General features: G+C 67.2%; 24 protein-coding genes and 1 tRNA gene. 12 read left to right on the top strand and 13 right to left on the bottom strand.

Features of this window, described 5'->3' with window-relative positions:
* Positions 1-24 precede the first annotated feature (24 nt).
* Both htpX and RMCB_RS13635 read left to right on the top strand, forming a co-directional pair.
* Complete coding sequence (gene htpX / locus RMCB_RS13630) at positions 25-900, top strand: zinc metalloprotease HtpX (protein WP_029371346.1); 876 nt, start codon at positions 25-27, stop codon at positions 898-900.
* A 224-nt stretch (positions 901-1,124) separates the two neighbouring features.
* On the top strand, positions 1,125-1,766 hold the full coding sequence (locus tag RMCB_RS13635; RefSeq protein WP_062829188.1) for a DUF1326 domain-containing protein: 642 nt from the start codon (positions 1,125-1,127) through the stop codon (positions 1,764-1,766).
* Positions 1,767-1,850: 84 nt separating this feature from the next.
* Here RMCB_RS13635 and RMCB_RS13640 read toward each other — a convergent pair whose 3' ends face one another.
* Complete coding sequence (locus RMCB_RS13640) at positions 1,851-4,013, bottom strand: SulP family inorganic anion transporter (RefSeq protein WP_062829189.1); 2,163 nt, start codon at positions 4,011-4,013, stop codon at positions 1,851-1,853.
* 465 nt (positions 4,014-4,478) lie between these two features.
* Between RMCB_RS13640 and RMCB_RS13645 the strand changes: the two genes are divergently transcribed.
* From RMCB_RS13645 to RMCB_RS13660, 4 genes are all read left to right on the top strand, one after another.
* Entirely contained in the window at positions 4,479-5,252 is a 774-nt protein-coding gene (locus RMCB_RS13645) for a response regulator transcription factor (RefSeq protein WP_029371352.1), read from the top strand.
* Between the two features lie 7 nt (positions 5,253-5,259).
* A complete protein-coding gene (locus RMCB_RS13650) occupies positions 5,260-6,759 on the top strand; it encodes a sensor histidine kinase (protein WP_062829190.1) in 1,500 nt (499 codons plus the stop codon).
* Between the two features lie 130 nt (positions 6,760-6,889).
* Positions 6,890-7,186, top strand: coding sequence for a hypothetical protein (locus RMCB_RS13655; RefSeq protein WP_029371354.1), 297 nt, complete (start codon positions 6,890-6,892; stop codon positions 7,184-7,186).
* Between the two features lie 40 nt (positions 7,187-7,226).
* Positions 7,227-7,736: a hypothetical protein gene (locus RMCB_RS13660; protein WP_029371355.1), complete on the top strand. Its 510-nt coding sequence runs from the start codon at positions 7,227-7,229 to the stop codon at positions 7,734-7,736.
* Here RMCB_RS13660 and RMCB_RS13665 read toward each other — a convergent pair whose 3' ends face one another.
* Both RMCB_RS13665 and RMCB_RS13670 read right to left on the bottom strand, forming a co-directional pair.
* The gene (locus tag RMCB_RS13665) at positions 7,737-9,170 is read right to left on the bottom strand and encodes an APC family permease (RefSeq protein ID WP_062829191.1); all 1,434 of its coding nucleotides are present in this window, start codon (positions 9,168-9,170) and stop codon (positions 7,737-7,739) included.
* An 18-nt stretch (positions 9,171-9,188) separates the two neighbouring features.
* A complete protein-coding gene (locus RMCB_RS13670; protein ID WP_109784280.1) occupies positions 9,189-10,328 on the bottom strand; it encodes a zinc-binding dehydrogenase in 1,140 nt (379 codons plus the stop codon).
* Between the two features lie 118 nt (positions 10,329-10,446).
* Here RMCB_RS13670 and RMCB_RS13675 point away from each other — a divergent pair, with 118 nt between their 5' ends.
* On the top strand, positions 10,447-11,040 hold the full coding sequence (locus RMCB_RS13675) for a helix-turn-helix domain-containing protein (protein ID WP_234792094.1): 594 nt from the start codon (positions 10,447-10,449) through the stop codon (positions 11,038-11,040).
* Between the two features lie 3 nt (positions 11,041-11,043).
* On the opposite strand, the gene RMCB_RS13680 is transcribed toward RMCB_RS13675, so the two are convergent.
* Both RMCB_RS13680 and RMCB_RS13685 read right to left on the bottom strand, forming a co-directional pair.
* Complete coding sequence (locus RMCB_RS13680) at positions 11,044-12,069, bottom strand: NAD(P)H-dependent glycerol-3-phosphate dehydrogenase (protein ID WP_062829192.1); 1,026 nt, start codon at positions 12,067-12,069, stop codon at positions 11,044-11,046.
* A 52-nt stretch (positions 12,070-12,121) separates the two neighbouring features.
* Positions 12,122-13,336, bottom strand: coding sequence for an MFS transporter (locus RMCB_RS13685; RefSeq protein ID WP_062829193.1), 1,215 nt, complete (start codon positions 13,334-13,336; stop codon positions 12,122-12,124).
* A gap of 102 nt (positions 13,337-13,438) precedes the next feature.
* On the opposite strand from RMCB_RS13685, the gene RMCB_RS13690 reads away from it, so the two are divergent.
* Positions 13,439-13,780 carry an ArsR/SmtB family transcription factor gene (locus RMCB_RS13690; RefSeq protein ID WP_062829194.1) on the top strand — a complete coding sequence of 114 codons (342 nt, stop codon included), beginning with the start codon at positions 13,439-13,441 and terminating at the stop codon, positions 13,778-13,780.
* A gap of 230 nt (positions 13,781-14,010) precedes the next feature.
* Here RMCB_RS13690 and RMCB_RS13695 read toward each other — a convergent pair whose 3' ends face one another.
* Positions 14,011-14,502 carry a YajQ family cyclic di-GMP-binding protein gene (locus RMCB_RS13695; protein ID WP_029371363.1) on the bottom strand — a complete coding sequence of 164 codons (492 nt, stop codon included), beginning with the start codon at positions 14,500-14,502 and terminating at the stop codon, positions 14,011-14,013.
* A gap of 110 nt (positions 14,503-14,612) precedes the next feature.
* Here RMCB_RS13695 and RMCB_RS13700 point away from each other — a divergent pair.
* Both RMCB_RS13700 and RMCB_RS13705 read left to right on the top strand, forming a co-directional pair.
* Positions 14,613-14,695: transfer RNA gene (locus RMCB_RS13700), tRNA-Tyr, on the top strand.
* Positions 14,696-15,096: 401 nt separating this feature from the next.
* Positions 15,097-15,369 carry a hypothetical protein gene (locus RMCB_RS13705; RefSeq protein WP_131805521.1) on the top strand — a complete coding sequence of 91 codons (273 nt, stop codon included), beginning with the start codon at positions 15,097-15,099 and terminating at the stop codon, positions 15,367-15,369.
* A 4-nt stretch (positions 15,370-15,373) separates the two neighbouring features.
* Here RMCB_RS13705 and RMCB_RS13710 read toward each other — a convergent pair whose 3' ends face one another.
* Positions 15,374-17,194 (bottom strand): DUF7159 family protein, encoded by a 1,821-nt coding sequence (locus tag RMCB_RS13710; RefSeq protein WP_062829196.1) that lies wholly within the window; start codon positions 17,192-17,194, stop codon positions 15,374-15,376.
* Between the two features lie 209 nt (positions 17,195-17,403).
* Between RMCB_RS13710 and RMCB_RS13715 the strand changes: the two genes are divergently transcribed.
* A complete protein-coding gene (locus RMCB_RS13715) occupies positions 17,404-19,056 on the top strand; it encodes a DUF7937 domain-containing protein (protein WP_062829197.1) in 1,653 nt (550 codons plus the stop codon).
* On the opposite strand, the gene RMCB_RS13720 is transcribed toward RMCB_RS13715, so the two are convergent.
* The 5 genes from RMCB_RS13720 to RMCB_RS13740 form a co-directional block, all read right to left on the bottom strand.
* Positions 19,053-19,331, bottom strand: a complete 279-nt coding sequence (locus tag RMCB_RS13720) for a DUF3349 domain-containing protein (protein WP_062829530.1) — start codon at positions 19,329-19,331, stop codon at positions 19,053-19,055. The genes RMCB_RS13715 and RMCB_RS13720 overlap by 4 nt on opposite strands.
* A gap of 11 nt (positions 19,332-19,342) precedes the next feature.
* The gene (locus RMCB_RS13725) at positions 19,343-19,627 is read right to left on the bottom strand and encodes a hypothetical protein (RefSeq protein WP_062829198.1); all 285 of its coding nucleotides are present in this window, start codon (positions 19,625-19,627) and stop codon (positions 19,343-19,345) included.
* A 9-nt stretch (positions 19,628-19,636) separates the two neighbouring features.
* A complete protein-coding gene (locus tag RMCB_RS13730) occupies positions 19,637-20,779 on the bottom strand; it encodes an inorganic phosphate transporter (RefSeq protein ID WP_072278469.1) in 1,143 nt (380 codons plus the stop codon).
* 96 nt (positions 20,780-20,875) lie between these two features.
* Positions 20,876-21,100 (bottom strand): hypothetical protein, encoded by a 225-nt coding sequence (locus RMCB_RS13735; RefSeq protein WP_407662124.1) that lies wholly within the window; start codon positions 21,098-21,100, stop codon positions 20,876-20,878.
* Positions 21,101-21,204: 104 nt separating this feature from the next.
* Positions 21,205-22,104 (bottom strand): DMT family transporter, encoded by a 900-nt coding sequence (locus RMCB_RS13740; RefSeq protein ID WP_109784302.1) that lies wholly within the window; start codon positions 22,102-22,104, stop codon positions 21,205-21,207.
* A 464-nt stretch (positions 22,105-22,568) separates the two neighbouring features.
* On the opposite strand from RMCB_RS13740, the gene RMCB_RS13750 reads away from it, so the two are divergent.
* A complete protein-coding gene (locus tag RMCB_RS13750) occupies positions 22,569-24,263 on the top strand; it encodes a TROVE domain-containing protein (protein WP_062829200.1) in 1,695 nt (564 codons plus the stop codon).
* A gap of 48 nt (positions 24,264-24,311) precedes the next feature.
* Here RMCB_RS13750 and RMCB_RS13755 read toward each other — a convergent pair whose 3' ends face one another.
* Entirely contained in the window at positions 24,312-24,758 is a 447-nt protein-coding gene (locus RMCB_RS13755) for a hypothetical protein (RefSeq protein WP_062829201.1), read from the bottom strand.
* Between the last annotated feature and the right edge of the window lie 9 nt (positions 24,759-24,767).

Below are 24,767 nucleotides of genomic sequence, written 5' to 3' on the forward strand. Positions count from 1 at the left end.
TTCCCAAGCTCGAGGAGGAAGCTGATGACCTGGAATCCTCACGCCAACCGACTCAAGACATTCCTGCTGTTGGTGGGCATGTCGGCGCTCATCGTGTTCGTCGGCTCGCTGTTCGGCCGCAACGTGATGTACCTCGCGGTGCTGTTCGCCGTCGGCATGAACACCTATGTCTACTTCAACAGCGACAAGTTGGCGCTGCGGGCCATGCACGCGCAGCCCGTCACCGAACTGCAGGCCCCGGAGATCTATCGGATCGTCCGCGAGTTGGCGACCACCGCGCATCAGCCCATGCCGCGGCTGTACATCTCCGACACCGCCAATCCGAATGCCTTCGCCACCGGTCGCAATCCGCGTAACGCCGCGGTCTGCTGCACCACCGGCATTCTGCAGATCCTCAACGAGCGCGAGCTGCGCGCCGTGCTGGGCCATGAGCTGTCACATGTGTACAACCGTGACATCCTGATCTCCTGCGTGGCAGGCGCGATGGCGTCGGTGATCACCGCCCTGGCCAATATCGCGATGTTCGCGGGTATGTTCGGCGGTAACCGCGACAATGCGAATCCCTTTGCGCTGTTGCTGGTTTCGCTGCTGGGGCCCATCGCCGCGACGGTCGTGCGGTTGGCGGTGTCGCGGTCCCGCGAGTATCAGGCCGACCAGTCCGGTGCCGAGCTGACGGGCGATCCGCTGGCCTTGGCCTCAGCGCTGCGCAAGATCTCCGGCGGCGTCGAGGCGGCTCCGCTGCCCCCGCAACCGCAGTTGGCCGATCAGGCGCATCTCATGATCGCCAGCCCCTTCCGTGCCGGTGAGCGCATCGGCAAGCTGTTCTCGACCCACCCGCCCATCGCCGACCGCATCCGGCGGCTAGAGGACATGGCAGGCCGCGGCCCAGGGCATTATTAGTCCCTTTGCACCGCGAGTCCCCTTTCACCGCGAGTCCCCTTGCACCGCGAGCGTGCGTGTCTGTCCCCCGACACGCCGCTCGCGGTCGGCATTTTGCGCACGCTCGCGCCGCCTGAAGTCCCGAAGATGGATACCCCCAGGGGGTACTTGTGCAGGCGCCGTCGGCTGTGTAGCGTCAGCTCCGTTAGATACCCCCTGGGGGTATAAAGCGAGAGGAGTTGGCGATGGCGACAACGGATTGGCATCTGCGGGGCGAGTGGTTCGATGTGTGCAGCTGCAAACTGCCCTGCCCGTGCAGCTTCGCGCAGGAGCCCACGCACGGCGACTGCCTGTTCACCCTCGTCTGGAAAGTCCACGAAGGCCATTACGGCGAAACGGATCTGAGCGATCTCGGCGTGGTTGCGCTCGGCGAGTTCACCGGCAACATGTGGGTCGGCGACCCCAACGCCATGATGTCGCTGATGTTCTACATCGACGACAAGGCCGACGCGGAGCAGCGGCAGGCGCTCGGCCAGATCTTCACCGGCTACGAAGGCGGGTGGCCGGGGGAGTTCGGCAGCCTCATCAAGGACCTGCGGGGAATCTCCTACGCGCCCATCAGGTTTGAGGCCGCTAAGGATCTGGCGTACTGGCGCGCCGAGATTCCAGGCAAGGTCGACGTGCGCGTTGAGGCATTGACGGGTCCGACGTCGGATCCGAGCCGGCGCGTGACCACCGTCAACGCGCCGGGTGCCGAGGTGGGCCCGGGTCAGGTTGCGACTTGGGGCGTGGTGAAGGAAGACCACGCCGTGGGGTTCGACTTCTCGCACGAGTACCGGGGCGGCTCGAGCAAACACTTCCCGTTCGACTGGCGCCCGGAGTCCTGACGACGACACACCGCGAGCGTGCGTGGACTGCTGCCCCAACACGGAGTGTCGGGCAACAGACACGCACGCTCGCGGTGCAGATGGCTAGGCCGCGTCGGCGAGGGACTCGATGTGGGTGGGTGTCACCCGCAGCACGCCGGCGCTGGGGATGTCATAGAACAGCCCGATGATGTTGACGCGACGGGCGACCGGGTGGGCCTGCAGCGTCTGCACCTGTATCGCGATGTTGACCATCGACAGCTGATCGACGCTCCCGAACCCTGCGTCGGCAGCCGAGCGCGCCACGGGATGCCTGCCGTCGTCGAACGCCTCCAGGGACGGATTGCCATGGGCCAGCCAGGAATCCAGGTGTTCGCCGAGGTTGGTCTTGCCGAGCAGGGCCGTCATGGCACCGCAGCTGGAATGCCCGCACACCACGATCGAGCTGACGTCGAGCTTCTCGACCGCGAACGCGATGGCCGCTTCGATGGAGGCGTCGCGCTGCCCGGCGGGCACCATGTTGCCGACGTTGCGCACCGTGAACAGATCGCCCGGGCCGCTGCTGGTGATGACGTTGGGGATGACCCGCGAATCGGCGCAGGTGAGGAAGAGCGTCTCCGGGCGCTGGGCGTCGACCAGATCCTGCATGTGTGGCCGCAACACCGCGGCGGTGCGGCGTTGGTAGGCGGCCAGGCCGTGCAGCACCGATGGCGAATCGTCGCGCTGCCACGAGCTCCACGGCACCACACCGGAGCGCTTGTCGAAGGGCGTGAACCCGCGCACGGGCGGCCCCGCCACGGCACTGTGCATCTCGACCGCGCCCACGTCGTGGATGTCGACCGTGCCGCCGGTGGCCAGGTGCTGGCGTTGCCACTCCTCGATCGTCTGGTGCGCGGCATGGTCGAGGAAGTCGACCGAGAGCTCGACGGTGACCGGGACACCGGGCGGAACCTCGCCCAGCGCGCTCGTCAACTTCGGCAGCGACAGGAACGTGCAGGAACCTTCGATCACCACGCGCCAGGAGTCACCACCGCTGGGCTCGGCCGAGATCTTGGTGCGCACCACCCGCCACACTGTCAGCGCCACCGCGAGCGCCAGGCCGATCAGCACGCCCTCGAGCAGGTTGAGGAACACCACCGCCACAACGGTGACCACATACACCGCGAGATCACCTGTGCGGCGGGCAGTTTCGATGTGTGCGCGGTTGACCAGCTGGCAGCCGATGACGATCAGCAGGCCGGCCAACGCCGCGGTCGGGATGAGCTGAACCAGGCCGACGAACGGTACCGCGAACACCAGCACCCACACCCCGTGCATGATCGCCGAGGCCCGGCTGCGGGCACCTGCCGCGACGTTGGTGGAGCTGCGCACGATGACACCCGTGACGGGCAGCCCGCCGATCGCGCCGGAGGCGATGTTGGCCGCGCCCTGGCCGATCATCTCGCGGTCGAAGTCGGTACGTGGGCCGGTGTGCATGCGGTCGACCGACACGGCCGACAGCAAGCTTTCCACGCTGGCGATCAACGCCACCGTCAGAACGCCGGTGGCGAATGCGCCCCAGTTGCCGTCGGGCAGGCTGGGCAGTGCCAGGGCGTCGAGCAGCGAGCCGTTGAGCTGAATGCGGCTGACGTCGCTGAACGGTGCCAGCAGCGAGAACGCCGTGACGCCCGCGATGGCCACCAGTGGGCCGGGCACCTTCTTGACCGCCGCGGGCATCCAGCGCCACCCGACGAGGATGGCGATCACCAGGGCGCCCAAGATGACGCCGTGGCCGTGCGCGCCGATCAGCTGTGCCGGGAGCTCCTTGACGTTTTCCCAAGCAGAGCTGTTGGAGCTGCCACCGAGCAGGACGTGCGCCTGCTGCAGGACGATGGTGATGCCGATGCCGGCGAGCATGGCGTGCACCACCACCGGCGAGATGGCCAGCGCGGCACGGGCCACCCGGCTCAAGCCGAACAGCACCTGCAGAACACCGGCGCACACAGTGATGGCGCACGTGACGGCCCAGCCGAACTGGGCGACCAGCCCGGCGACGATGACCGTGAGCCCCGCGGCCGGCCCGCTGACCTGTAGCGGTGATCCGCCGAGTGCGCCGACGACGATGCCGCCGACGATGGCCGCGATGATCCCGGCCAGCACCGGCGCGCCGGACGCGACCGCGATACCCAGGGATAGCGGTAGTGCGACCAGGAACACCACCAGCGAGGCGGGGAGGTCGTAGCGCAGGACGGATCTGGCCCTGTCAGCCAGTTGAGAAGTTTGCTGCATCACGTGCTCCAGTTCGGGTCGGGCGGTTGTCGGTGCACGCGCGAACGCGCACCTTTTGGCGAATTGACGGCGGTGTCATTGAAAGATGTTGCAGCGCAGCAATACCCAGGATCGGTTGTTTTGACAGCTGGCTCCAAGCATCCAATTGCTATGGGCGAGCGTATTTATCGCTGCGAGCGAGCGTCAACGAAAGATGGTGGACGCATAGAAAACGCAAATCTTCCGCGACGCCTGCTGTCTACTCGAATTGCCCTGCTGTACAGGCAAAACGCTCGAAGCGCGCCGAACCGCGTAACCAAGAGTTCACGTAGCCGATTGAAAGTGTATGTATTGCAACAATTCTCGACTGGCTCACCACGCGGAGCATAAGGTGACGCACGTCATAGCTTTGGCGCCGAATGGGTTTGTGTAAGAACTCGATATGAACTCCGTGACAACTAACTGTGTGCTCAGGAGAATGGCAGTATGACCACGATGTCGGTATCTCCACGTGCTCACCAGCCGCGCCAGGCCATTCTCGGGCAGTTGCCCCGGATCAGCCGGGCCGACGGCTCACCCATCCGGGTGTTGCTGGTGGACGACGAACCGGCGCTGACCAACCTCGTCAAGATGGCGTTGCACTACGAGGGCTGGGTCGTCGAAGTGGCCCACAACGGCGAAGATGCACGTGCCAAGTTCGACGAGGTGGAGCCGGATGTCGTCGTGCTCGACATCATGCTGCCCGACATCGATGGTTTGCAGATTCTGCAGCGGGTGCGCGAAGCGGCCGGCTATACGCCCACCCTGTTTCTCACGGCGAGGGATTCTGTGCTCGACCGGGTGTCGGGGCTGACCGCCGGTGCCGACGATTACATGACCAAGCCGTTCAGCCTCGAGGAACTGGTGGCGCGGCTGCGTGGTCTGCTGCGCCGGTCGAGCCATGCCGCGCCTCCGGCCGACGAGGTGCTCAGGGTGGGCGACATGGTGCTCGACGGTGCCAGCCGGGAGGTGACCCGCGGTGGTGAACCCATCGCGCTTACCGTGACGGAGTTCGAGCTGCTGCGCTACCTCATGCGCAACCCGCGCCGCGCGCTGAGCCGTGCCGAGATCCTCGACCGCGTGTGGAACTACGGGTTCGGCGGTAAGTCGAGCATCGTTGACCTCTACATCTCCTACCTGCGTAAAAAGGTCGACGCGGACCGCGAGCCGATGATCCACACGGTCCGCGGCGTCGGCTATATGCTGCGTCCCGTCGAATAGCCGCGCGATGAGCCGGGTCAGCCCGTGGTGGCGGCCACGCTCGCTGCGCAGGCAACTGGTACTCGGCGTGACGGCGATCGTCACGGTGGTACTGGCCGCCGTGGGAGCGTTGTCCGTTTACAGCCTGCACACCTACGTGTCGACGATGAGCGACAACGAGGTGGCGCGGTCCTTGGCCGCATTCAGTCACTCCTTCGAGAAGCTGCGTGGCCAGGACCCCGCGCATCAGATCGACGAGGCGCCCGATGCGTTGACCGCGTTCGTCGGGCAGGCTCCGGGCAACCTGATCGCGGTGGTCCGCGACGGTGAGGTGGTGCAGTCGGCGATGTTCTCCGACGGCGAGCCGCGACCGGCCCCTGCCGCGGTGACCCAAGCACTCGACGCGCAGTCCTGGACCGACCACAATCCCCGCACGGTCAAACTGCCGGTGCTCGGCTCCTACCGCCTGGCCAGCCAGGCGGCCGGCGACGGGGACGTGCTGGTCTCCGGCGTCTCGCTCGACAGCGCCAACCGGGTGATCGCCCGCAAGACGGTGACGGTCGCGGTCATGATCGTCATCGCGCTGATGGTGACGGCGGTCGGAACGGTTCTCGTGGTGCGCTACGCGCTGCGGCCGCTGCGCCGCGTCGCCGCGACCGCCGCGAAGGTCGCCACGTTGCGGCTCGACGGTGACGATCACCGGATCACCGCCCGGGTGCGGGAACGGGACACCGACCCGGACAACGAGGTCGGCATCGTGGGGGAGACGCTCAACCGGCTGCTGGTCAACGTCGACAGCGCGCTGGCCGAGCTGGCCGCGTCCGACCGACGCACCCGGCAGTTCCTCACCGACGCCAGCCACGAGCTGCGCACTCCGCTGGCCGCGATCCAGGGTTACGCCGAGCTCACGCGCCAGGACAGCACGACGCTGCCGCCGACGACCGAATATGCGCTGGCCCGGATCGAGGCCGAAGCGCGCCGGATGACGGTACTGGTCAGTGACCTGCTGCTGCTCTCCCGGCTGGGCGAGGGGCAGGACCTGGAGACCGACGACGTCGACTTCAACGACCTCGTGGTCGACGCCGTGAACGACACCGCGGTCGCAGCGCCCAGCCATAACTGGGTGACCCGGCTGCCCGACGATCCGGTGTGGGTCCGCGGCGACCTGGCCCGCCTGCACCAGGTGGTGAGCAATCTGCTGACCAATGCGAAGGTGCACACGCCGCCGGGCGTCACGGTGGTGGTGGCCCTCACCGTCGCCGGGGAGTTTGCCGAACTGACCGTGTCCGACGACGGTCCGGGAATTGAATCCGAATTGTTGCCGAATCTTTTCGGGAGATTTGTGCGTGCCGATAAAGCGCGGTCTCGCGAATTGGGAAGTACCGGCCTTGGGCTGGCAATTGTGGCGTCGATCGTGCAGGCCCATGACGGCACGGTCGCCGTCGCATCGACCCCCGGGGAAACGGTGTTTACCGTGCGTATACCGCTTGCCGCGCGGTCGACGGACGTGACCCAGGCGACATTGTGAAATATGTGAATTCAGCCTGAATTAAGCCTATGCGCGATATCGTATGCGTTCGATATGAGTTGATGGCCGCCGCATGAATGCCCACCTAGGCTGGAAGAGAATTCAGCGAAATAGGAAGGGTGAATTCGAAATGAGAAAGCCTGTTGTCGCCACCGTTGCCGTCAGCCTGGCTGTCACCGGTATCGCACTGGCCGCGCCGGCCTCCGCGGCGCCGTCGGGGCAGACCGCCCGGCAGACCATCCAGCAGCTCGAATCCGAGGGCTACAAGGTCATCCAGACCAAGGTCGGCAGCGGATCGATCGACAACTGCACGGTCAGCGCCGTGCGGCCCGGACGCCCGATCACCGATCTGACCGCGGCGCCGCGTGGCAACACCGTCGAGGTGGTCCGCTACACCACGGTGTACGTCGACCTGGCGTGCGGCTGATCCGATGGCCTCGTGGCGACGGTCACGTTAGGGTGTCCGGGTGCTGAGCAGAGTGATGATCGGCCTGGTGAGTGCTGCGGGGGCGGCTGTGATGGGTGTGCCCGGGGTCGCGACGGCGGATGATCCGCCGCCGCTGCCGAACGTCAACGCGTACCCGCCGGTCAAGACATCGGACTACGCGGTGATGGACAACAACTGGTACGCCTTCAGCACCCCGGAAGGGGTCACCTGCGTGTTGCAGCGCGACGGCGGATACGGCTGCAGTGGCGCCATCCCCGCCGCGCCGGGCGGCGCCAACATGGTCAGCGGTGGCACCGGTGCACCCGGCTTCGCCAGCGCCGCGGCGCCGGTGTTCTCCGTGGTCGACGGGGCCAAGCCGCTGCCCGCCAACACCCGGATCAGCTACCAGACCGTCAGCTGCGGCACCGACGGGGTGATGACGGCCTGCGTCGACGGGCGTAACCAGTCGGGATTCGTGATCAGCCCGGCGGGCAGTTACGCCGTCGGCGACCGGCCGTCGGGCATCAAGCCCTCGGTACGGATCGGCTGATCAGCCGATCCCTTCGAGGGACTCCACCTCACTGGTCCCGATCGCCGAAATCACATGCGGCGCACGGCGACTCAGGAACCAGTACCATGCCAGGGCCGCGGCCACGGTTGCGATGAACAGCCATGGAATGACGTTGAGCGGATACGCCGGAACGGGATACACGTTGGCGTAGAACACATATGCCATCGATACGATCGCGACGGCGGCGGCGGGCCACACCAGCGGAACCCGCGCGTTGATCCCGCGCAGGAACACCACGGCGGCCAGCGCTGCGGCCGCGTAGGCCACCATGTAGCCGTAGGTCCCGTAGGTGTCCACCCACGTGACGACGTTCATCGGGTCGACGCCGAACAGGTACATCACCACCGGCACGGCGATCACCAGCGGCCCGACCGAGACGAGTGCGCGGTGCGGGGTCAGGTGCGTGGGATGGGTCCGCCCGATTGCCGGGCTGACGACGCCCTCCTTGCCCATTACGTACAGGATGCGGCCGACAACGTTCAGCGGGGCGACCACCACGGCGAAAAACGATGCGGCGACACCGAAGTTGAGGATCGGGTTGAACCATGTCGGCATGCCGACCAGCGTCGCGATATCGTCGAGCGGCTGCGCGGATGAGCCCAGCGCAGGCCCGAGCGCGGCCACCTGCGTGTAGGCGGCGAACACGTACAGCACACCCACACCGGCCGCACTCCACATGATTGCGCGCGGCACCGCGCGGTAGGGGTCCTTCGCCTCGCGGGCCAGGGCGTCCGAGCTGGAGAAGCCGACGAAACCGAGGATCGCCAGCACCATGCCCACCACGATGCCCGACGGCTGTACATCGGTGAGCTCGAACTGAGCGGCGTCGAAGGCGTCGCCACCCAGGTGCACCAGCGTGATCACCAGTAGCAGCGTGATGATGGACACCGAAATCAGTTCCAGCACAAGAGAAACCCGAGCCGACAGCCGGATGCCGCGAATGGTGAACAGGGTCGCCAGTGCGCCCAGGACGATCGCCAGAACGATCTGCGCGACCGTGCCATGGATCGGGATGCCGAGCTGGTTGAGTAGGGTCGCGGTGTAGGCGACCGACCCGCTCAACGACCCTGCGGCGATGCCGAAGCAGCCGATCAGCAGGCTGACACCGGTCAGGTAGGCGCCGAACGGGCCCAGCGCCGTTGCCGCGTAGCTGTATAGCGAGCCCGCGGACGAACGGCGCTTGGCGAACTGCGAGATGCAGTACCCGACCGACAGGATCACCACGGTTGCCAGAGCGAACGACACCCAGGTGCCGTTGGTGGCGGTGTTGTAGATGGCGGCGGCCGTGAACGCGATGACGGCACTCGGTGCGATGTTGGCGATGGCCTGGGCGGCGAGTTCGCCCCCGCCCATCACGCCACGGCGCAGCCCGGCATCGGTGGCGTCGGGACCCATCTGAATGTCTTCGGACACAGGGGTTCTCGTTTCCTGTCAGGCTGAGGGGATGAGGAGTTGACGCAGTGCGTGCCCGGCGGCGAGATCGTCGAGCGCGGCCGCGGCTTCCGCGAGCGGACGGCGACCGGAGATCATCGAGGCGAGATCGAGATTGCCCGCCATCACCTCGTCGACCAGGGCAGGGATGTCGCGCTCGGGCACCGCCGAGCCGTAGTTGGAACCGAGGATGCGCTGATCGGCCTCGGCCAGGGTCAGGGGGTCGAAGCTCGCCCGCTCACCCTGCGGGGGCAGTCCGACGATGACGGCCGCGCCGCCGAGACCCAGTGCGGCGATGGCTTGTTCGGTCGTGACGATCTTGCCGATCGCGTCGAACACATAGTCGTACCCGTCGGCCACCACGTCGCGCAGCGCTGCCACCACATCGTCGGCCGCGGACGCGTCGACGACATCGGTGGCACCGAGTTTGCGTGCCAGGTCGAGCTTTTCGGCGACGACGTCCACCGCGACGATGCGTGCCGCGCCGGCCAGGCGGGCGCCCTGCACGCAGGCCAGGCCCACGCCGCCGCAACCGATCACGGCCACCGTCGAATCCGGTTCTACGCCAGCGGTATTGCGAACCGCACCGACGCCGGTGGCGATCGCGCAGCCGACGATCGCGATGTCTTCCAGTGGGGCGTCCTTGCGCACCTTGACGGCACCACTGCGCGGCACCACGACCTCCTCGGCGTAGGACGAGACGCCGAGGTAGTGATGGATGGTGCCGCGTTCGTTGGACAACCGGGTGGTGCCGTCGTACAGCGTTCCGCCTGCCGCGACGACCGACGCGACCAGGGAGCACTGCGCGGGCCGGCCTGCCAGGCAGGCCCGGCACTCGCCGCAGCCGGGCACCCAGCTGAGCACGACGTGGTCTCCGGGCTCGAGATCGTCGACACCGGCGCCCGTCGCCGTGACCACCCCCGAGCCTTCGTGTCCGAGCACCACCGGCGCCGGCACATCCCAGGCGCGGGTGGTGACGTGCAGGTCGGAGTGGCAGACACCGGCGGCGGCGACCTTGACGCGGACTTCGCCGGGGCCGGGGGCGGCGAGGTCGACGTCTTCGACGGAGATGCCGCCGTTCCCGTCGAAGACCGCAGCCTTGATGCGCGTGCTGTGCTGGGTGTCTTGAGCTGCCGACACTACGTGCCTTTCTGGTCTGAGGGGGCCGTCACCACGAGTAGGGTTCAATGCCATAAAACGCTGATGCGTGTTTTACACCACTAAACGAACAGGCGTCAACAGCCAGGGGAGGGATTGAGTGGCGGACGGTGAGGAGACCGGAATGGGCCGCGCGGGCGCGCGGCTACGGGAGTTCCGCACCCAGCGCAGGTTGAGCCTCACCGAGGTGGCAGCTCGGGCCGAGGTGACCAAGGGCTTTCTCAGCCTGGCCGAGCGGGGCATGACCAACGTGTCGGTGCCGGTGCTGATGCGGATCTGCGACGCGGTGGGCATCGGCATCGGCGATCTGTTCGAGTACCCGACCGCGCCCATCGTCCGCAGCGGCGCGGGGGCGCCGTTGGAGATGGGCGGCCACGACGTCCGCGAAGAGCTGCTCACCCCGAAAGCCGAGCGGCATGTCCAGGTGATGCACACCGTGATGAGGCCCGGCGGCGGCTCGGGCGGCGCCTATCGGCTCGATGCCACAACGATTTTCGTGTACGTGCTCAAGGGTGCGCTGAGCATCACCGTCGACGGGCAGACCACGCTGTTGGAGACCGGCGACAGCATGACGTTCGGGGCGACCCAATTACATGACTGGCACAACCCCACCGATGGCGAGGCCGAGGTGCTGTGGACCATCGCCCCGCCGGTGGGCGCCGAGGACTTCAGCGCGGCGCTGCGCGGGACCTGAGCTTCAGAACCCCGAGCCGTGCACCTCGTGGCCGGGCTTTTCGGCGGCGAGCCCGCGGTAGGCGTCCTCCACCGTCGCACCGTGGTTGAGGACGCGGTCGACCTCGCGGGCGATGGGCATGTTCAGGCCGTACTTCTCGGCGAACTCCATGATCACGCTCGCGGCCTTGACGCCCTCGGCGACCTGGTTCATCGAGGCGATGATCTCGTCGATCTTCTTGCCCTGCCCCAGTTGCTCGCCGACGTGCCGGTTGCGGCTGCGCTGCGACGTACAGGTGACGATGAGGTCACCCATGCCCGCCAGTCCGGCGAAGGTGTCGCGATGGCCACCCATGGCCTCACCGAGCTTGGACATCTCCCGGACCGCCCGGGCCATCACCATGGCCCGGGTGTTCTCGCCGATGCCCAGCGAATACCCCATGCCGACGGAGATCGCGTACACGTTCTTCAGCGCGCCTGCCATCTCGACGCCGATGACGTCGTCGGTCGTGTAGGTGCGGAAACGCTTGGTGCGGAACAACTCTGCCAGCTTTGCCGCCAGATGCTGATCGGGCATGGCCAGCACGGCGGCCGCGGCATACCCCTCGGCGACCTCGCGCGCGATGTTCGGTCCGGCCAGGATTCCGGCCGGATGTCCCGGAAGCACCTCGTCGACGATCTGGCTCATCCGCATGTTTGTGCCCTGCTCCAGGCCTTTGACCAGGGACACCACCGGGACCCACGGCCGCAACTCTTTCGCGAGCTCCTGCAGCACACCCCGGAAACCGTGCGACGGCACACCCATCACGATCACGTCGGCGCAGTTGGCCGCCTCGGAGAAATCATGGGTTGCCCGAAGGCTTTCCGGTAGCACCACCTCGTCGCCCAGATACCGGGAGTTGCGGTGGTTCTCGTTGATGTCCGTCGCGGTCTCGTCCGAGCGCACCCACTGCAACGTCGGGCCGCGCCTCGCGCAGATCGAGGCCACCGTGGTGCCCCACGAGCCTCCACCGAGGACGACGACGTTCGGTTCGCGTTGCGCTGGTGCCATGGCGATCAGACTAGGTCGGCGGCGGCGGCCTGGGACGCGATTCGGTTGCTGGCTATGCGGTTCTCTGGTTCTGGGTCCGCAGGGACCGGGCTCCGATGACTGCCGCGGTGAGGCAGGCGAGTGCGACGGCCGCGGCGAACCAGGGGAACACCGTGGCCAGGTCCCAGTGAGTGGCCGCCCAGCCGGCGAGCAGCGTCGGCACCGCCATCGCGGTGTAGGCCAGGACATAGAACGCCGACATGGTCTCGCCACGCTGATCGGCGGGCACCACATGCGACAGATGCCGCAGTGAGCCGCCGAACCCCAGCCCGAACGTCGCGCCCAGCAGTGTGGCGGCCACGAACACCAGCGGCCAGGAATGGGTCAGCAGTACCGGCACGGTCAACACCAGTGTCACGGCCATGCCGACGTCGCCGGCGATCGCCGCGCGGTGTGCCGGGACTCGGGTCGCTGCCAGTTGCGCCACCGCGGCGGCGAACGCCGTGACACCGACGACCCCGCCGCCGAACAGCAGATTGTCGACGTGGGTCTGGTGCGCCGCCAGCGACGGGTACAGCGACAGCAGCACGCCGAGCACCGACCAGGAGGCCATCGCGCCGATGGCCGAGAACCAGAAGTCGGACCGGATGTCCTGGGCCACCGCGGGTTTCGAGATGCGGATCGGGCCGGACTGCCGCACGGTATGCGTCTCGCGCAATGCCACCACACCGACGCCGAGGATGGCGCAGAACACCGCGACGACCGCATAGGGCGTACGCAGCGGATGCGGGGCGTATTGGGCAAGCACCGCGGAGCCCACGATCGCGACCGTCATCCCGATGTTGAACGCGACGCCGCTGAGTTGCCCGGATCGCACGCCGTGCTGGGGCCGCAGGTCGAGCAGAGCGGCCGCGGCGACCACGACGATCGAGCCCACCGCGGCGCCGTGGATCGCTCGCGCGACCAGCAGCAGCGTCATGTTGTCCGCCACCAGGAACACCCCGAGCCCCGCGATCATCGCGACGAGCGCGCCCAGCAACACGGGTTTGCGGCCCACGACATCGGAGATGCGACCCGAGATCAACACCGCGGCCAGCGCGGCGACCGCATACACCGCGAACACGATGGTGGTGGCCAGCGGCGTCAGATGCCAGACCGTCTCGTAGAGCCCGTAGAGCGGCGCGGGCACGCCGGACACCCCGAGCGCGACACCGCACAGGACCAGCAGCAGCGGGTAAGCCCACCGCTGAGCGTCGCTACCGATCGCGCGGTCTGCTTCCAGCGTCACCAGGACTCCCGTGAGGTAAGTTTGATGTTCATCGAACCTCGACGAGGCTACCCGGGGTTTGATGATGATCAAACTGATTTAACGGGTGATGGAGGACACAACATGGTTCAGGCGCAGTTGGCCGAGCCGGTCCGGCACCCTGTCGCGCCCCTCCGGCAAGTGCTGTGCGCACTGCAGGATCCGGTGCGGTTGGAGATGGTGCGCCGGCTGCACAACGCCGGGCGGCCGGTGAAGTGTGCGGAGCTCTACGACGGCATCAACAAATCGACGGCCACGCATCACTTCAACATCCTGCGCGACGCAGGCATCATCGAACGCGAGCCAGTCGAGGGCCACACACATCAGCGCCTGCGCCTCGACGACGTCGACGCCGCAATTCCCGGCTTACTCGGTTCGGTTGTGGCGCAGGCCAATCGGGAATCTGAGTCTGCGGCGCTCACCTAGCACCGCGAGCGTGCGCGTCTGCTGCCCGACACGCCGTCAATCATCAGCACTTCACGCACGCTCGTGTGAGCTGAGCGGGCTGAGCTGAGGCGCGGAGCGAGGCTGAGGCGCGGAGCGAGGCTGAGGCGCTGGTTCCATGCTGAGCAGTCGACTAGCACCACATCGAGTCTGCGGTGACGGCGCAAAACACCGAGAGGCAAGAGCCCCCACCGCAGACTCAACGCGTCAGCTCAGCGGTAATTGACGAACTGCAGGGCCACGTCGAGGTCAGCGCCCTTCAGCAGGGCAATGACGGCCTGCAGGTCGTCGCGCTTCTTGCTCGACACCCGGATCTCGTCGCCCTGGATTTGAGCTTTCACGCCCTTGGGGCCCTCGTCGCGGATGATCTTGGTGATCTTCTTGGCCTGCTCGCTGCTGATGCCCTGCTTGATGTCGCCGGACACCTTGTATGTCTTGCCGCTGGCCTGCGGCTCGCCCGCGTCGAAGGCCTTCATCGAGATGTCCCGGCGAACCAGTTTTTCCTTGAACACGTCGACCGCGGCCTTGACGCGCTCCTCGGTGCTGGACGTGAGTTCGATCACCTCGTCGCCCTTCCAGGCGATGGTGGTGTCGGTACCGCGGAAGTCGAACCGGGTCGCCAGCTCCTTCGCGGCCTGGTTGAGTGCGTTGTCGACCTCCTGGCGATCGACCTTGCTGACGACGTCGAAGCTGGAATCCGCCATTGGAACGCCTCTCCTCTCCCTCTGCGTGTACTGCCGGTTTGTAACTTTGGTACATCCTCGTTGTACCCTGCTAGTCGCACCAAACCGGAGACGGGGCGGATGCGACACCAGGCAGGTTGCCCGAGCGGCCAATGGGAGCGGACTGTAAATCCGTCGGCTTACGCCTACAGTGGTTCGAATCCACTACCTGCCACACCAATCAGGCCCCCTTTCGAGGGGGCCTGAATGCGTTGCCCGGCATGCTCGTCCGCAGCGCGTCCGGCAGTAGCCTGCTCTGCCACGTCCAAAGCGTCCGCAGCCGTGTCCGGATCATCGGAGATGGGAACGCCCGTACGGTTCAATGTCAACACCGCTGTCGTGTCCGACGGGCTTCTGGAGCACCTAGACGTTGGACCCCGAGCTGACCGGCGCCTAGGGGGCCGATGGTTCGCTAGGCGCTGACTTGGGCGCCGCTTTGGACGTGTGCGACGGAAGGTCGTTGATTTCAACGTTGTCCCAGCGCGACCGCGGGTTTCGTGTGAGTTCTAGTCCCTGTGCGGATTACGGTATTCGACACACTGGGCATTGCCAGCCAACGCGCGGATCATGGGGAACATGACGCGAGCCTGGTTGCTGTGTGCCCCATTGCTGTTGGTCGGTGCGGCACTCGTGACGGCGCCGATCGCATCAGCAGGCGCCGATGACGTCATCAGCGATCTGGAGGCGCAGGGCTACACCGTGCAGATCAACTGGACCAACGGATACGACACCAAGCCGCTGTCGGAGTGCTGGGTCACTGGCGTCAACAACCCCAGCAACCAGACACCCAGCAAGACCACGTTCGTCACCGTCTACGTCGACGTCGCGTGCCCTAATCACGATTACTGAGAGGCTACGGGCTGACAGGCACCGTGGTCATCGGTGATTCGCCGGAATGCCCACCGCCGCTTGAGCTTCCGCCACCGTAGGAGCCGCCGGACGACCCAGAGGACCCGCCTGACGAGCCACTGCCGGACGATCCGGACGACCCCGACGACCCGCCGCCGTACGACGGCTCCTGCTGATAGACCGTGGTCTGCGGGGCCTCATGGGTCGGCGCGGCCGTCTGGGCCGGCGGCGTGTAGGCGGGCGCGGTGTAGGTCGGCTCTTCCTTCGGGGTCACCGGGGCTGCGGACGATGTCGCCGTCGTATGAGTCGGCGTGGAGGGTTCGGTCGGCGTCGAGGTCGACGGAACCGTCGTCGTCGGCACGGTCGTGGTTGTCGTCGGCACAGTGGTCGTCGTCGTCGGCACAGTGGTCGTGGTGGTCGGCGCCGTCGTCGTGGTGCTCGTGGGAGGAGTCGTCGGCGTGGTCGGGAACGTCCACGGCGGTGTCCACGGCGGCACGAGCGGCGGGACCGGTATGGGAACCGGGATCGGCGCGGGAATCGGCACGGGCACCGGGGCGGGCGGAACCTCGACGGGCGGGGGAGCCGGTGCGGGCTGTGGCGCCGCGGGTGCGGGGTTGTTCGGCACCTGAACCGGCTGATCATTGCTACGCACGTTCGGCACGACGGGGGCCGCGGGCGGCGGGGTCAGCACCGAGACCGGCAGCGCCACCGGGTCTGCCTGGTGCGGAACCGGCGGAAGGTAGCGGCCCGGCACCGTGTTGGCCTGCGTGGGAGGCGCCGGCTGGGCGGCGACGTCGGCGGTCGGCCGGACGTTGATCGCGACGGTGACGGCCAGGGTGGCGAAGCTGATCACCAGGAACATGACGGCGCTGCCCATGAGGAGCATTCGCGGCGCCGGTGGCGCAATGACCGTCGTGTACTCCGCTTCGTCCTCCTGCTCGGGGACGAACTCGCCCAGCGGCTCCATGGGCATCTCGTCGGCCCACGGCTCATCGCCGGCTTCCTGCGAGTAGGCCAGGTCCGGACCGACGGCACCCTCGGTCTGCGCGCTTGCCGGCGCCATCTGGGTGGCATCTGAGGCAGGCGCCATTTGGGTGGCGTCCGCGGCAGGTGCCATCTGAGTCGCTTCGCCGAGAGGCGCCATCTGGGTCGCGTCGAGCGCGGGCGCCATCTGTGTCGACGCCCCGGCCGGCGCGAAGCCCGAGCCGTCGGCGGTCTGGGCGGCGCCGCGCGCGATCGCGTAGCCGGCATCCGGGGCCACCTCGACGGGCGCTGTCGAACGTAGTTCTGCGGCAACGGAATCCAGGTCCAGGCGCTGTCCGACGAGCATCACCCGCATCGGGGCCGCGGCGGCGGGCATGTGTTGCAACACCGACGCGCACGCCACGGCCGCACCGGCAGCTCCGATCGGTAGGGATGCCAGCGTGGACGTCGACTGCTCGTCTTCACCGACCACGGTCAGCGACACGGTGTCGTCGTCGGCCAGCAGCAGCGCGGCATCCGCGCCGGCGCTGCGGGCCACTGCCGCTGCGGCCTCGGCCTCGGCCACCACCTCGACGTTCTGCACACCGGCGGCGGCCACCCGCTGACGCAGGGTGTCAGCGGCCGACGGGTCGGGCAGGCACAACCGTGTTGCGGCGACCCGGTTGCCCGATTCGGTCACGTCGCGGTAGGTGCCGATGATGGTGTCGGCCAGTTCCGTCATCGCATCGTCGGACAGGTCCAGCGCATACTGGTCCAGCAATTGGCCGCCACTTGCGGGCGAACCGACCATCGCCAAGCGGGCAACTCGCCCGGCAACTGCCACCCCGAGGACTACGTCCACCGGTTACCACTCCTCATCTCACGCATATATTGGGCGTCCGACGCATCTTGCCCCGTGCTGCGCATTTCGACTCCTCAAAGCTACCGCACAGCCTCGGTGGGCCCGGCCGGATGAAAACGATCACGGTCGCCACTGCTTGTGCGCCAGAGCAAAAGTGAGCACGCTGGTTGAATCGTCTTGCGACGTCATTCATAGAAGGGAATCGGTACGTGAGCGACCAGCGTTACGACGCGTCCGCCACAGTCCAGTTGGCGACCACGGCTGCACCTGCCGTGGCGCGGTCCCCACGTGTCGGCTACGTGCCCGCCCGGGCCAACAGGGTGCGTGACGGGGTCGCCGTAGCGCTCCTCGTCCTCGCGCTACTGCTCCCGTGGAACCTCGAATTCGGCGTCGGCGTGCCGAACAGCGACGCGACGACGTTCGTCGTGGTGGCCGTCGTGACGCTGCTCGCAGTCGCGGCCGCCATCGCCCCGCACCTCGGACCGTTGCGGCTCAACTCAGCACAACCGGATGTCCGGCGAACCGCGGGGATCCGGCTGCTGCTGAGCGTCCCCTATCTGGTCGTGGTCATCGGTTTCGTGGTTTTCCATCTGGTGCAGACGGTCCACGGCGGCGGCACCGGCGCCGTGCCGCCCGGAGTCGGCCCCGGCATGCTGCTGGGTGTCGCGGGCGCACTGCTCGCAGCGCAGCCGCCCATCACGTCGATCACCATCGAGCACAACAAGTTTCGTCGCTGGTATGCGGTGGCGCGGGTCATCGGTTTCGTCTCGATCGCGCTGGCGACGCTAGCGGTCGCGTTCAACCTGTACTGGCGGCTGCGGTACCTGTTCGTCACCAATGTGACGTTCGGCGGCCATGACGTCGCCGTCATCGTCACGACACTGCTCTACGGCGCCGAAGCGATGATCGCGTTGGTCATCGCCTCCCGCTGGCTCACCGAGCGGACCGCCGCGGCCCGGCTGGCCACCACCGCCATCGGTGTCTCCGGTGCCGTTGCGGCGACGCTGGTGTGGCTGCTGGGCGTCGGTCGTGACATCGACGCGTTTCACGGCATCGCAGAGAACACCTCGACCGCCGCAGTGGGATACGAGGGCTACCTGGCCTGGGCTGCGGCCGCTGCGATCGTCGCACCGACGACGCTGTACGCGGTTCTGTTGATCAAGCCACCGACCATCGGCGCCTACCGCGGTGCCGCGGAGAAATGCTTGACGCTCATCGCGTTCTGGTCGTTCGCGGCCGCTGCGCTGCGGGTCGTCGACTATGTGATCGCGCTGTCACTGGACCTTCCCCGTGCGCTGTACGACAGCGTGGCGATGACGGTGTTCAGCCTCGTCACGGGGTTCATCGCGCGGTGGGTGCACCGGCAGCTGGGCAAGGGCGTGATCTCGACGACAGTGACCGCCGCGTTCAGCGCGGTGTTGTTCGTCTTCACCGTCGCAGACGTGGCCATCGGCGTTGCCCTGGCGCCCCGGTATGCCCAAGCGCCGCCTGCGGCAATCTACGGCAACAACCTGGCCCAGCAGATCACCAGCACGTTCGATGTCGCGGTGTGCGTGCTGAGCCTCATCGTGCTGGCCGTCATGCTGTTCACCGGCCCGTTGGCCGGCTACATGGTCCGTCGCGACGCGCGGGCCGCCAAGCCGGCGAAACCGGCGGCACCGCAAGCCGCCGCCGACACATCCGCACCGCCGACGATCGTGCGTCAGCCCCAGGCTGCGGCCATGCCGCGTATCGCACGGTTGCGGGACGATTCGACGACGGTGCTGCCCGTCGCGCCGACCACCCAGCTCCAGACACCGACCACGACCCTGCGCATACAGCGTCGGCCGAGCTCGGGCTGGCCGCCGCCGTCAGAGGGTTAGTCGCACTGCGGCCACCCCGACGCCGCCAGCCGGTCGCGGACCCGGTCGACATCGAGCCGGCCGGGCAACTCGTCGGTGATGTGCATGATCAGCGTCCCGATGTCGGCCTCGTCGAATTCGCCGCGCACCATCAGGTCGCGTGCGATGGTTCTGACCTCGTCATCGGTCAGGCGGCGCCGCAGCAGCGCGAGCAGCGGAACTCGGTCCGGGCCTGGAACACCCTCCGGGTAGCCGGCGGTGATCCATGCCACGATCCTGCTGAGATACGTGTTCAGCGCTGGGCCACCTACTTGTGCGACCCGTTGCCGAACAGGTAGACGCCGGTGCGGTGGCCGATGAAGTTGTTGGCGATGAACAGCACGCCGGTGATGACGACGACCACCACCAGCGCGAAGATCGCCCAGCTGAGGCCGACCATGAGCCGGGCGCGCCCGGAGTTCGACCGGCCGTCGGCCGTGGCGGTGATGTTGAGCCGCAGGGCGAGGGCGAACAGGGTCGGCACCGCAGCACCCAATACCAGACCGAACAGCAGGATCTTGCCGACGGCCACGAGATTGATCCAGTGGTTCATGTGAATTCCCTACTTGGCCTCGACCGTGCCGGTCAGGCTGCCTTCCCAGGCGTCGTTGACGTTGTTGTGGTCGATCGGTGGCTTGCGCGACTTGATCCAGATGGGCACCGCCGACCCGACGAGCACCAGGAAACCGATGAGCGGGCCGAGGAATCCGCCGATCTCGTGCACCAGGTAGTAGGTCAGCGCACCGACCAGACCTGCGGCAGGCAGCGTGATCAGCCAGGCTGTGGCCATCTTGCCGGCGACGCTCCAGCGCACCTCGGTACGCCTGCCGACGCCGCTGCCAAGGATCGATCCGGTGGCGACGTGGGTGGTCGACAGTGAATAGCCGAAATGGCTGGACAGGAGAATCGTTGCGGCCGAGGAGCATTCGGCTGCCATACCCTGCGGGGCGGCGGTGTCAACCAGACCCTTGCCCAGGGTGCGGATGACGCGCCAACCGCCGGACAGCGTGCCCAGCGCGATGGCGATCGCGCAGGCGACGACGACCCAGAACGGCGGCATCGACGCGGACTCGTCGACCGCGCCATACGAGATGAGGGCAAGGAAGATGATGCCCATCGTCTTCTGCGCGTCGTTGGTGCCATGCGCGAGAGAGATCAGCGACGCCGACCCAATCTGGCCATAGCGGAACCCTGCGGTGGTGCGGTCCTCGGGCAGGCCGCGGATCAGCCGGTAAACCATCCAGCTGGCGATCGCGGCCACGATGCCCGCGATGAGCGGGGACAGCACGGCAGGCACGATGACCGTCGATACGAGCCCGTGCCAGATCACGCCGTGGCCGCCGACCGCGGCGATCATGGCGCCGACGATGCCGCCGATCAGGGCGTGCGACGAACTCGACGGGATGCCCAACAGCCAGGTGAACAAATTCCAGACGATCCCGCCGACCAGGCCGGCGAACACCAGCTCCAGGCTGACGAGGTTGGCGTCTACCAGGCCTTTCGCGATGGTCGCCGCCACCGCGGTGGAAAGGAACGCACCGACGAGATTGAGTACCGCCGAGAGGGTGACTGCAGTCCGTGGCTTCAGTGCCCCGCTGGCGATCGACGTGGCCATGGCATTGCCGGTGTCATGAAATCCGTTGGTGAAATCGAATATCAGGGCCGTGATCACGACGATGCAGAGCAGCAGGAACTGTAAAGACACGGTAAACAATTGTGGAACAGCAATGGTGTGAAAACCTAATTAGCTGTCCGAGGGCTGCGTCACTATCGCGCTCGCGGCGTCCCGGCAGGCTTGTCGCTAGGACTTGCGACCAGCCACCAGGTAGACGACGGGAACCACGCCCGAGGTGCTGAGCAGGCCGAGCGCACCGCCCCATGCCCACTTCGGGCCGTTGACGTGGACTGCCTCACGACTTGCCAGGTCACGCAGGGCCCAGGCCCGCAGGCCGGCGTCCACCGCGGCAACCCCGATGATGGCTACTCGGGCGGTCTTGGACAGGTCGTTCCAGCGCTTCTTGGTCACTGCAGGCATCCTTTCGGCGGTACGGGTGATCACCTCCACCGTACGACTAGACCGAGACCGCTTGGCGCTCATCACTATTGGCTCTGGTGCTGCGCACCTCACCATCACATCGCTGCTGCCCGCGCCGTGATCCGGTAGGCGCTCGCGAGGATGAGGCCGCACCCGAGTGTCTGCCATGCCGAAGGCACCTGCCCGAGGCAGATGGCCCCCAGCAGCAGCGCGCCGACCGGTGTCAACAGCAATACAGCAGAACTGACTTCGGCCCGCAGCAGGGGAGTGCTCAGCGCGACGAGAAGCCAGCCCAGTACCTGGCCGCACATCGCGGTGAGTGCAAGCCAGCCCGCCGGCCCCCAGCCCGGTACCAGGGTGACGCCACCCCACAGGGCACCACCGGCCAGTGCGGCGCACGCTGCGGATCCGATGATCGTCACGTACGACTGGACCGGCGGTTGGCCCGGCCCACCGCGGCGGAGCAGGAACAGGAACGCCGAGTAGCACAGCGCGGCCAGCGCGGAATGGATCGTACCGGCGACGGGCGCCGTGCCCGCGACGCCGGATTCGAAGACGCCTCCGGTGAGTACCGTGCCCAGCAGGACGACCGGCAGCACCGCGACGAACCGAGCGCTCAGTGGCTCGCGATCGATCAACCGGGCCAGCAACGGCACTATCACCACCTGGATGTTGACCAGCACAGCCGACAACCCCACGCCCACCTCGTAGATCGCCTGGGTCCAGAACAGCGCGTCTGCCGCGAACAGCACCCCCGCGGCGGCCGCCCAGCCATGTTGGCGAGCGGTAGGTGTTCCGCGGTGGCGTCGTTCGGCGACCGCGAGCGGTATCAGCAGCGGGAGGGCGAACGCGCATCGGAAGAACGACGCAGTGCCCGGCGAGGTGGCCGACAGTGCCACGAACAAGCCCGACGTCGATATTCCGAACGCACCCACGGCCGCGACCGGCACGGGCCGCTGCGCGATCGCGTTCAGTCCTCGGACGACGTTGAGCATCACTGCCTGATGGTAGGAACGGGCAGGCGCCCTGCGCATCGCAATTACGCGGGGCAACCCGCCAACCAGCAGAGGTGCGCGGAGTCGGTTGGCGCACAACAAAATTGCGTGTGGGCGAATAATCAGTAGCGATCCCATGTTTGCCCGCGTAGCGTTCTGCGGGCCGGTGATGTGAGCCGGACGTTGATCGGTTACCACTTCGGATGGAGATGTCGCGGGTTCGAATCCCGCCCGCCCCAGAGGGCGGTAGCTCAGTCTGGCAGAGCGCTCGATATCGGTTGACCCCTCACACGCCCACATCCACTGGCGCACAACTTCATTGCCGCGGGCCGAAAGTCGGTCGGTTATCTGGCGATTCATGGGTTCGATTCCCTGCGCAGCAGTTTCGGCTGCTGTGAACCCGGTCGGCGCCTCACACGCTCGCGGCTCCATGTCCGGCACACAACACTGAAAGGAGTAGCCCCATGGACATTCTCAGGACGATCAACCTGCGCTGGACGCGACAGTCACGCGCAGCGAAGGCCGGCCAATTGCTCAATGCCGCTGGCGGCTACACCTTTCCGGTTGACGACTGGGCGCGGGTGCACCGGTTCCTGACTCTGGGCACCGAGGGCGGCACCTACTACACCGCTAGCGGCGACCTCACACGTGACAACGCAGAGGTGGTGCTGCGGGCAGCCGCGGCCGACCCCGTCGGGTTGGTGAACCGCATCGTGGCGGTCTCGGAAGCGGGGCGTGCACCCAAGGCGAACCCGGCGCTGTTCGCGCTGGCCATCGCGGTATCTGCTGATGACGTCGAGGGCCGGCGAGCGGCGCTGGCGGCTCTGCCGCGAGTGGCGCGCACCGGAACTCAGCTGTTTCTGTTCGCCGGGTATGTCGAGCAGTTCCGCGGTTGGGGTCCGACGCTGCGCCGCGCGGTCGCGCAGTGGTACACCGAGCGGCCTGTCGATCAGCTGGCCTACCAGCTGGTGAAGTACCGCAGGCGCGGCGGGTGGAGCCACCGCGATCTGTTGCGGCTGGCCAGCCCGTCGGGCACCGTCGACCCGGCTCGCCGGATGGCGTTCAACTGGGCTGTCGGCAAGGGCCTGGGTGATTACGCCGAACCCGTTGTGCCGCTGACCGACGAGCAGCTCAAGGCCGGGCAGCGCAACGCTGTTCGCCCCGCCCTGCGGGTCGAGGTCGTACCCGAGGCGCTGGCCATCATCGCCGACTTCGAGGACGCGCAGGCCGTGACGACTCCGTCCCGGTGGGTCGAGATCATCGAGCGGGGCAACGGCCTGTCGTGGGAGATGCTGCCCGACGCAGCGCTGGCGGAGCCGGCGGTGTGGGAGGCGCTCATCGCCCGCGGGATGCCGCAGACGGCGCTGATGCGTCAGCTGCCGCGGCTGACCCGGTTGGGGCTGCTGGCCGGCACGGCCGGTGAGACGGTGGCGACGCAGCTCGCCGATCCGGTCCGGCTGGCTCGGGCCCGGGTGCATCCGGTGAATGTCCTTGTGGCACAGCGCACCTACGCGTCGGGTCACGGGGACCGCGGCCAGAGCACGTGGACGCCGGTCGGGCGCATCAGCGATGCGCTCGACGCGGCGTTCTACGCGGCCTACGGGGCGGTGCAGCCGGCGAACAAGCGGACCCTGCTGGCACTGGACATCTCGGGCTCGATGACCATGCCGGTGTCGGGTCTGCCGGTGACATGCCGGGAGGCGTCGGTCGCGCTGGCGATGGTCACCGCGGCGACCGAGCCGCAGCACCGGATCATCGGGTTCACCGCGGGCAGCCGCGGATACCCCGACACTGCGGTCACCGAGCTGGATATCGGCGCGCGTCGTCGCCTCGACGACGTGTGCCGGTACACCGCAGGGCTGCCGATGGGTGCCACGGACTGTGCACTACCGATGGTCTGGGCAGCCAAGCACCGGGTGGAGGTGGACACGTTCCACATCTACACCGATAACGAGACCTGGTACGGCAACATCCATCCGCACCAGGCGCTGGAGCAGTACCGCCGCCGGATGGGCATCGATGCGCGCCTGGTGGTCGTCGCCATGACGGCCACCCGCAACTCGATCGCCGATCCGAGCGACCCGCGTCAGCTCGACATCTCCGGGTTCGACTCGGCGGTGCCGACGCTGCTTGCGGACTTCTCCCGTGGCGACGTGTAACGGAATACGTTCGGGGGTGGCGGTTTTCGACCGTCACCCCCGACTTGTTCAGCGCTTCGGGATATCCACCCCGAGCAGCTTGAGCGCATCTTTGATGCGTTTGTCCGCCCGGTCGATGGCCATGCTGAGCCGCTGCAGGTCGGCCGGGGTGCTGGTCGGCGTCAAGGCCTCGCACATGGTGGCCACCTCACGGTAGCCGTCGATACCGTCGCGCAACGCGGCGTTGACGTTGGAGTCGGGCCCGGGCAGGACATCGCGTTCCATGGTGTCGAGGTAGGCGCCGAGACCTCGGCAGCTCGATTGCAAGGCCGGATAGTCATCACCGGACATCGCGTCGCCCACCGGTCCCAGTGCGGTGCCCAGCCGCACCACGGCGTCGATGACGGCATTGCGCCATTCGTTGTCGACGGGCCCCATCGTGGGCGTACCTGCCGTCACCGTCGTGCACCCGGTCAGCAGGGCCAGCGCGGCCAAGACCGCGCACACAAGCCTCATACCAGCTCA

The organism is Mycolicibacterium brisbanense (assembly GCF_001570425.1).
In the GTDB taxonomy this organism is placed as follows: domain Bacteria; phylum Actinomycetota; class Actinomycetes; order Mycobacteriales; family Mycobacteriaceae; genus Mycobacterium; species Mycobacterium brisbanense.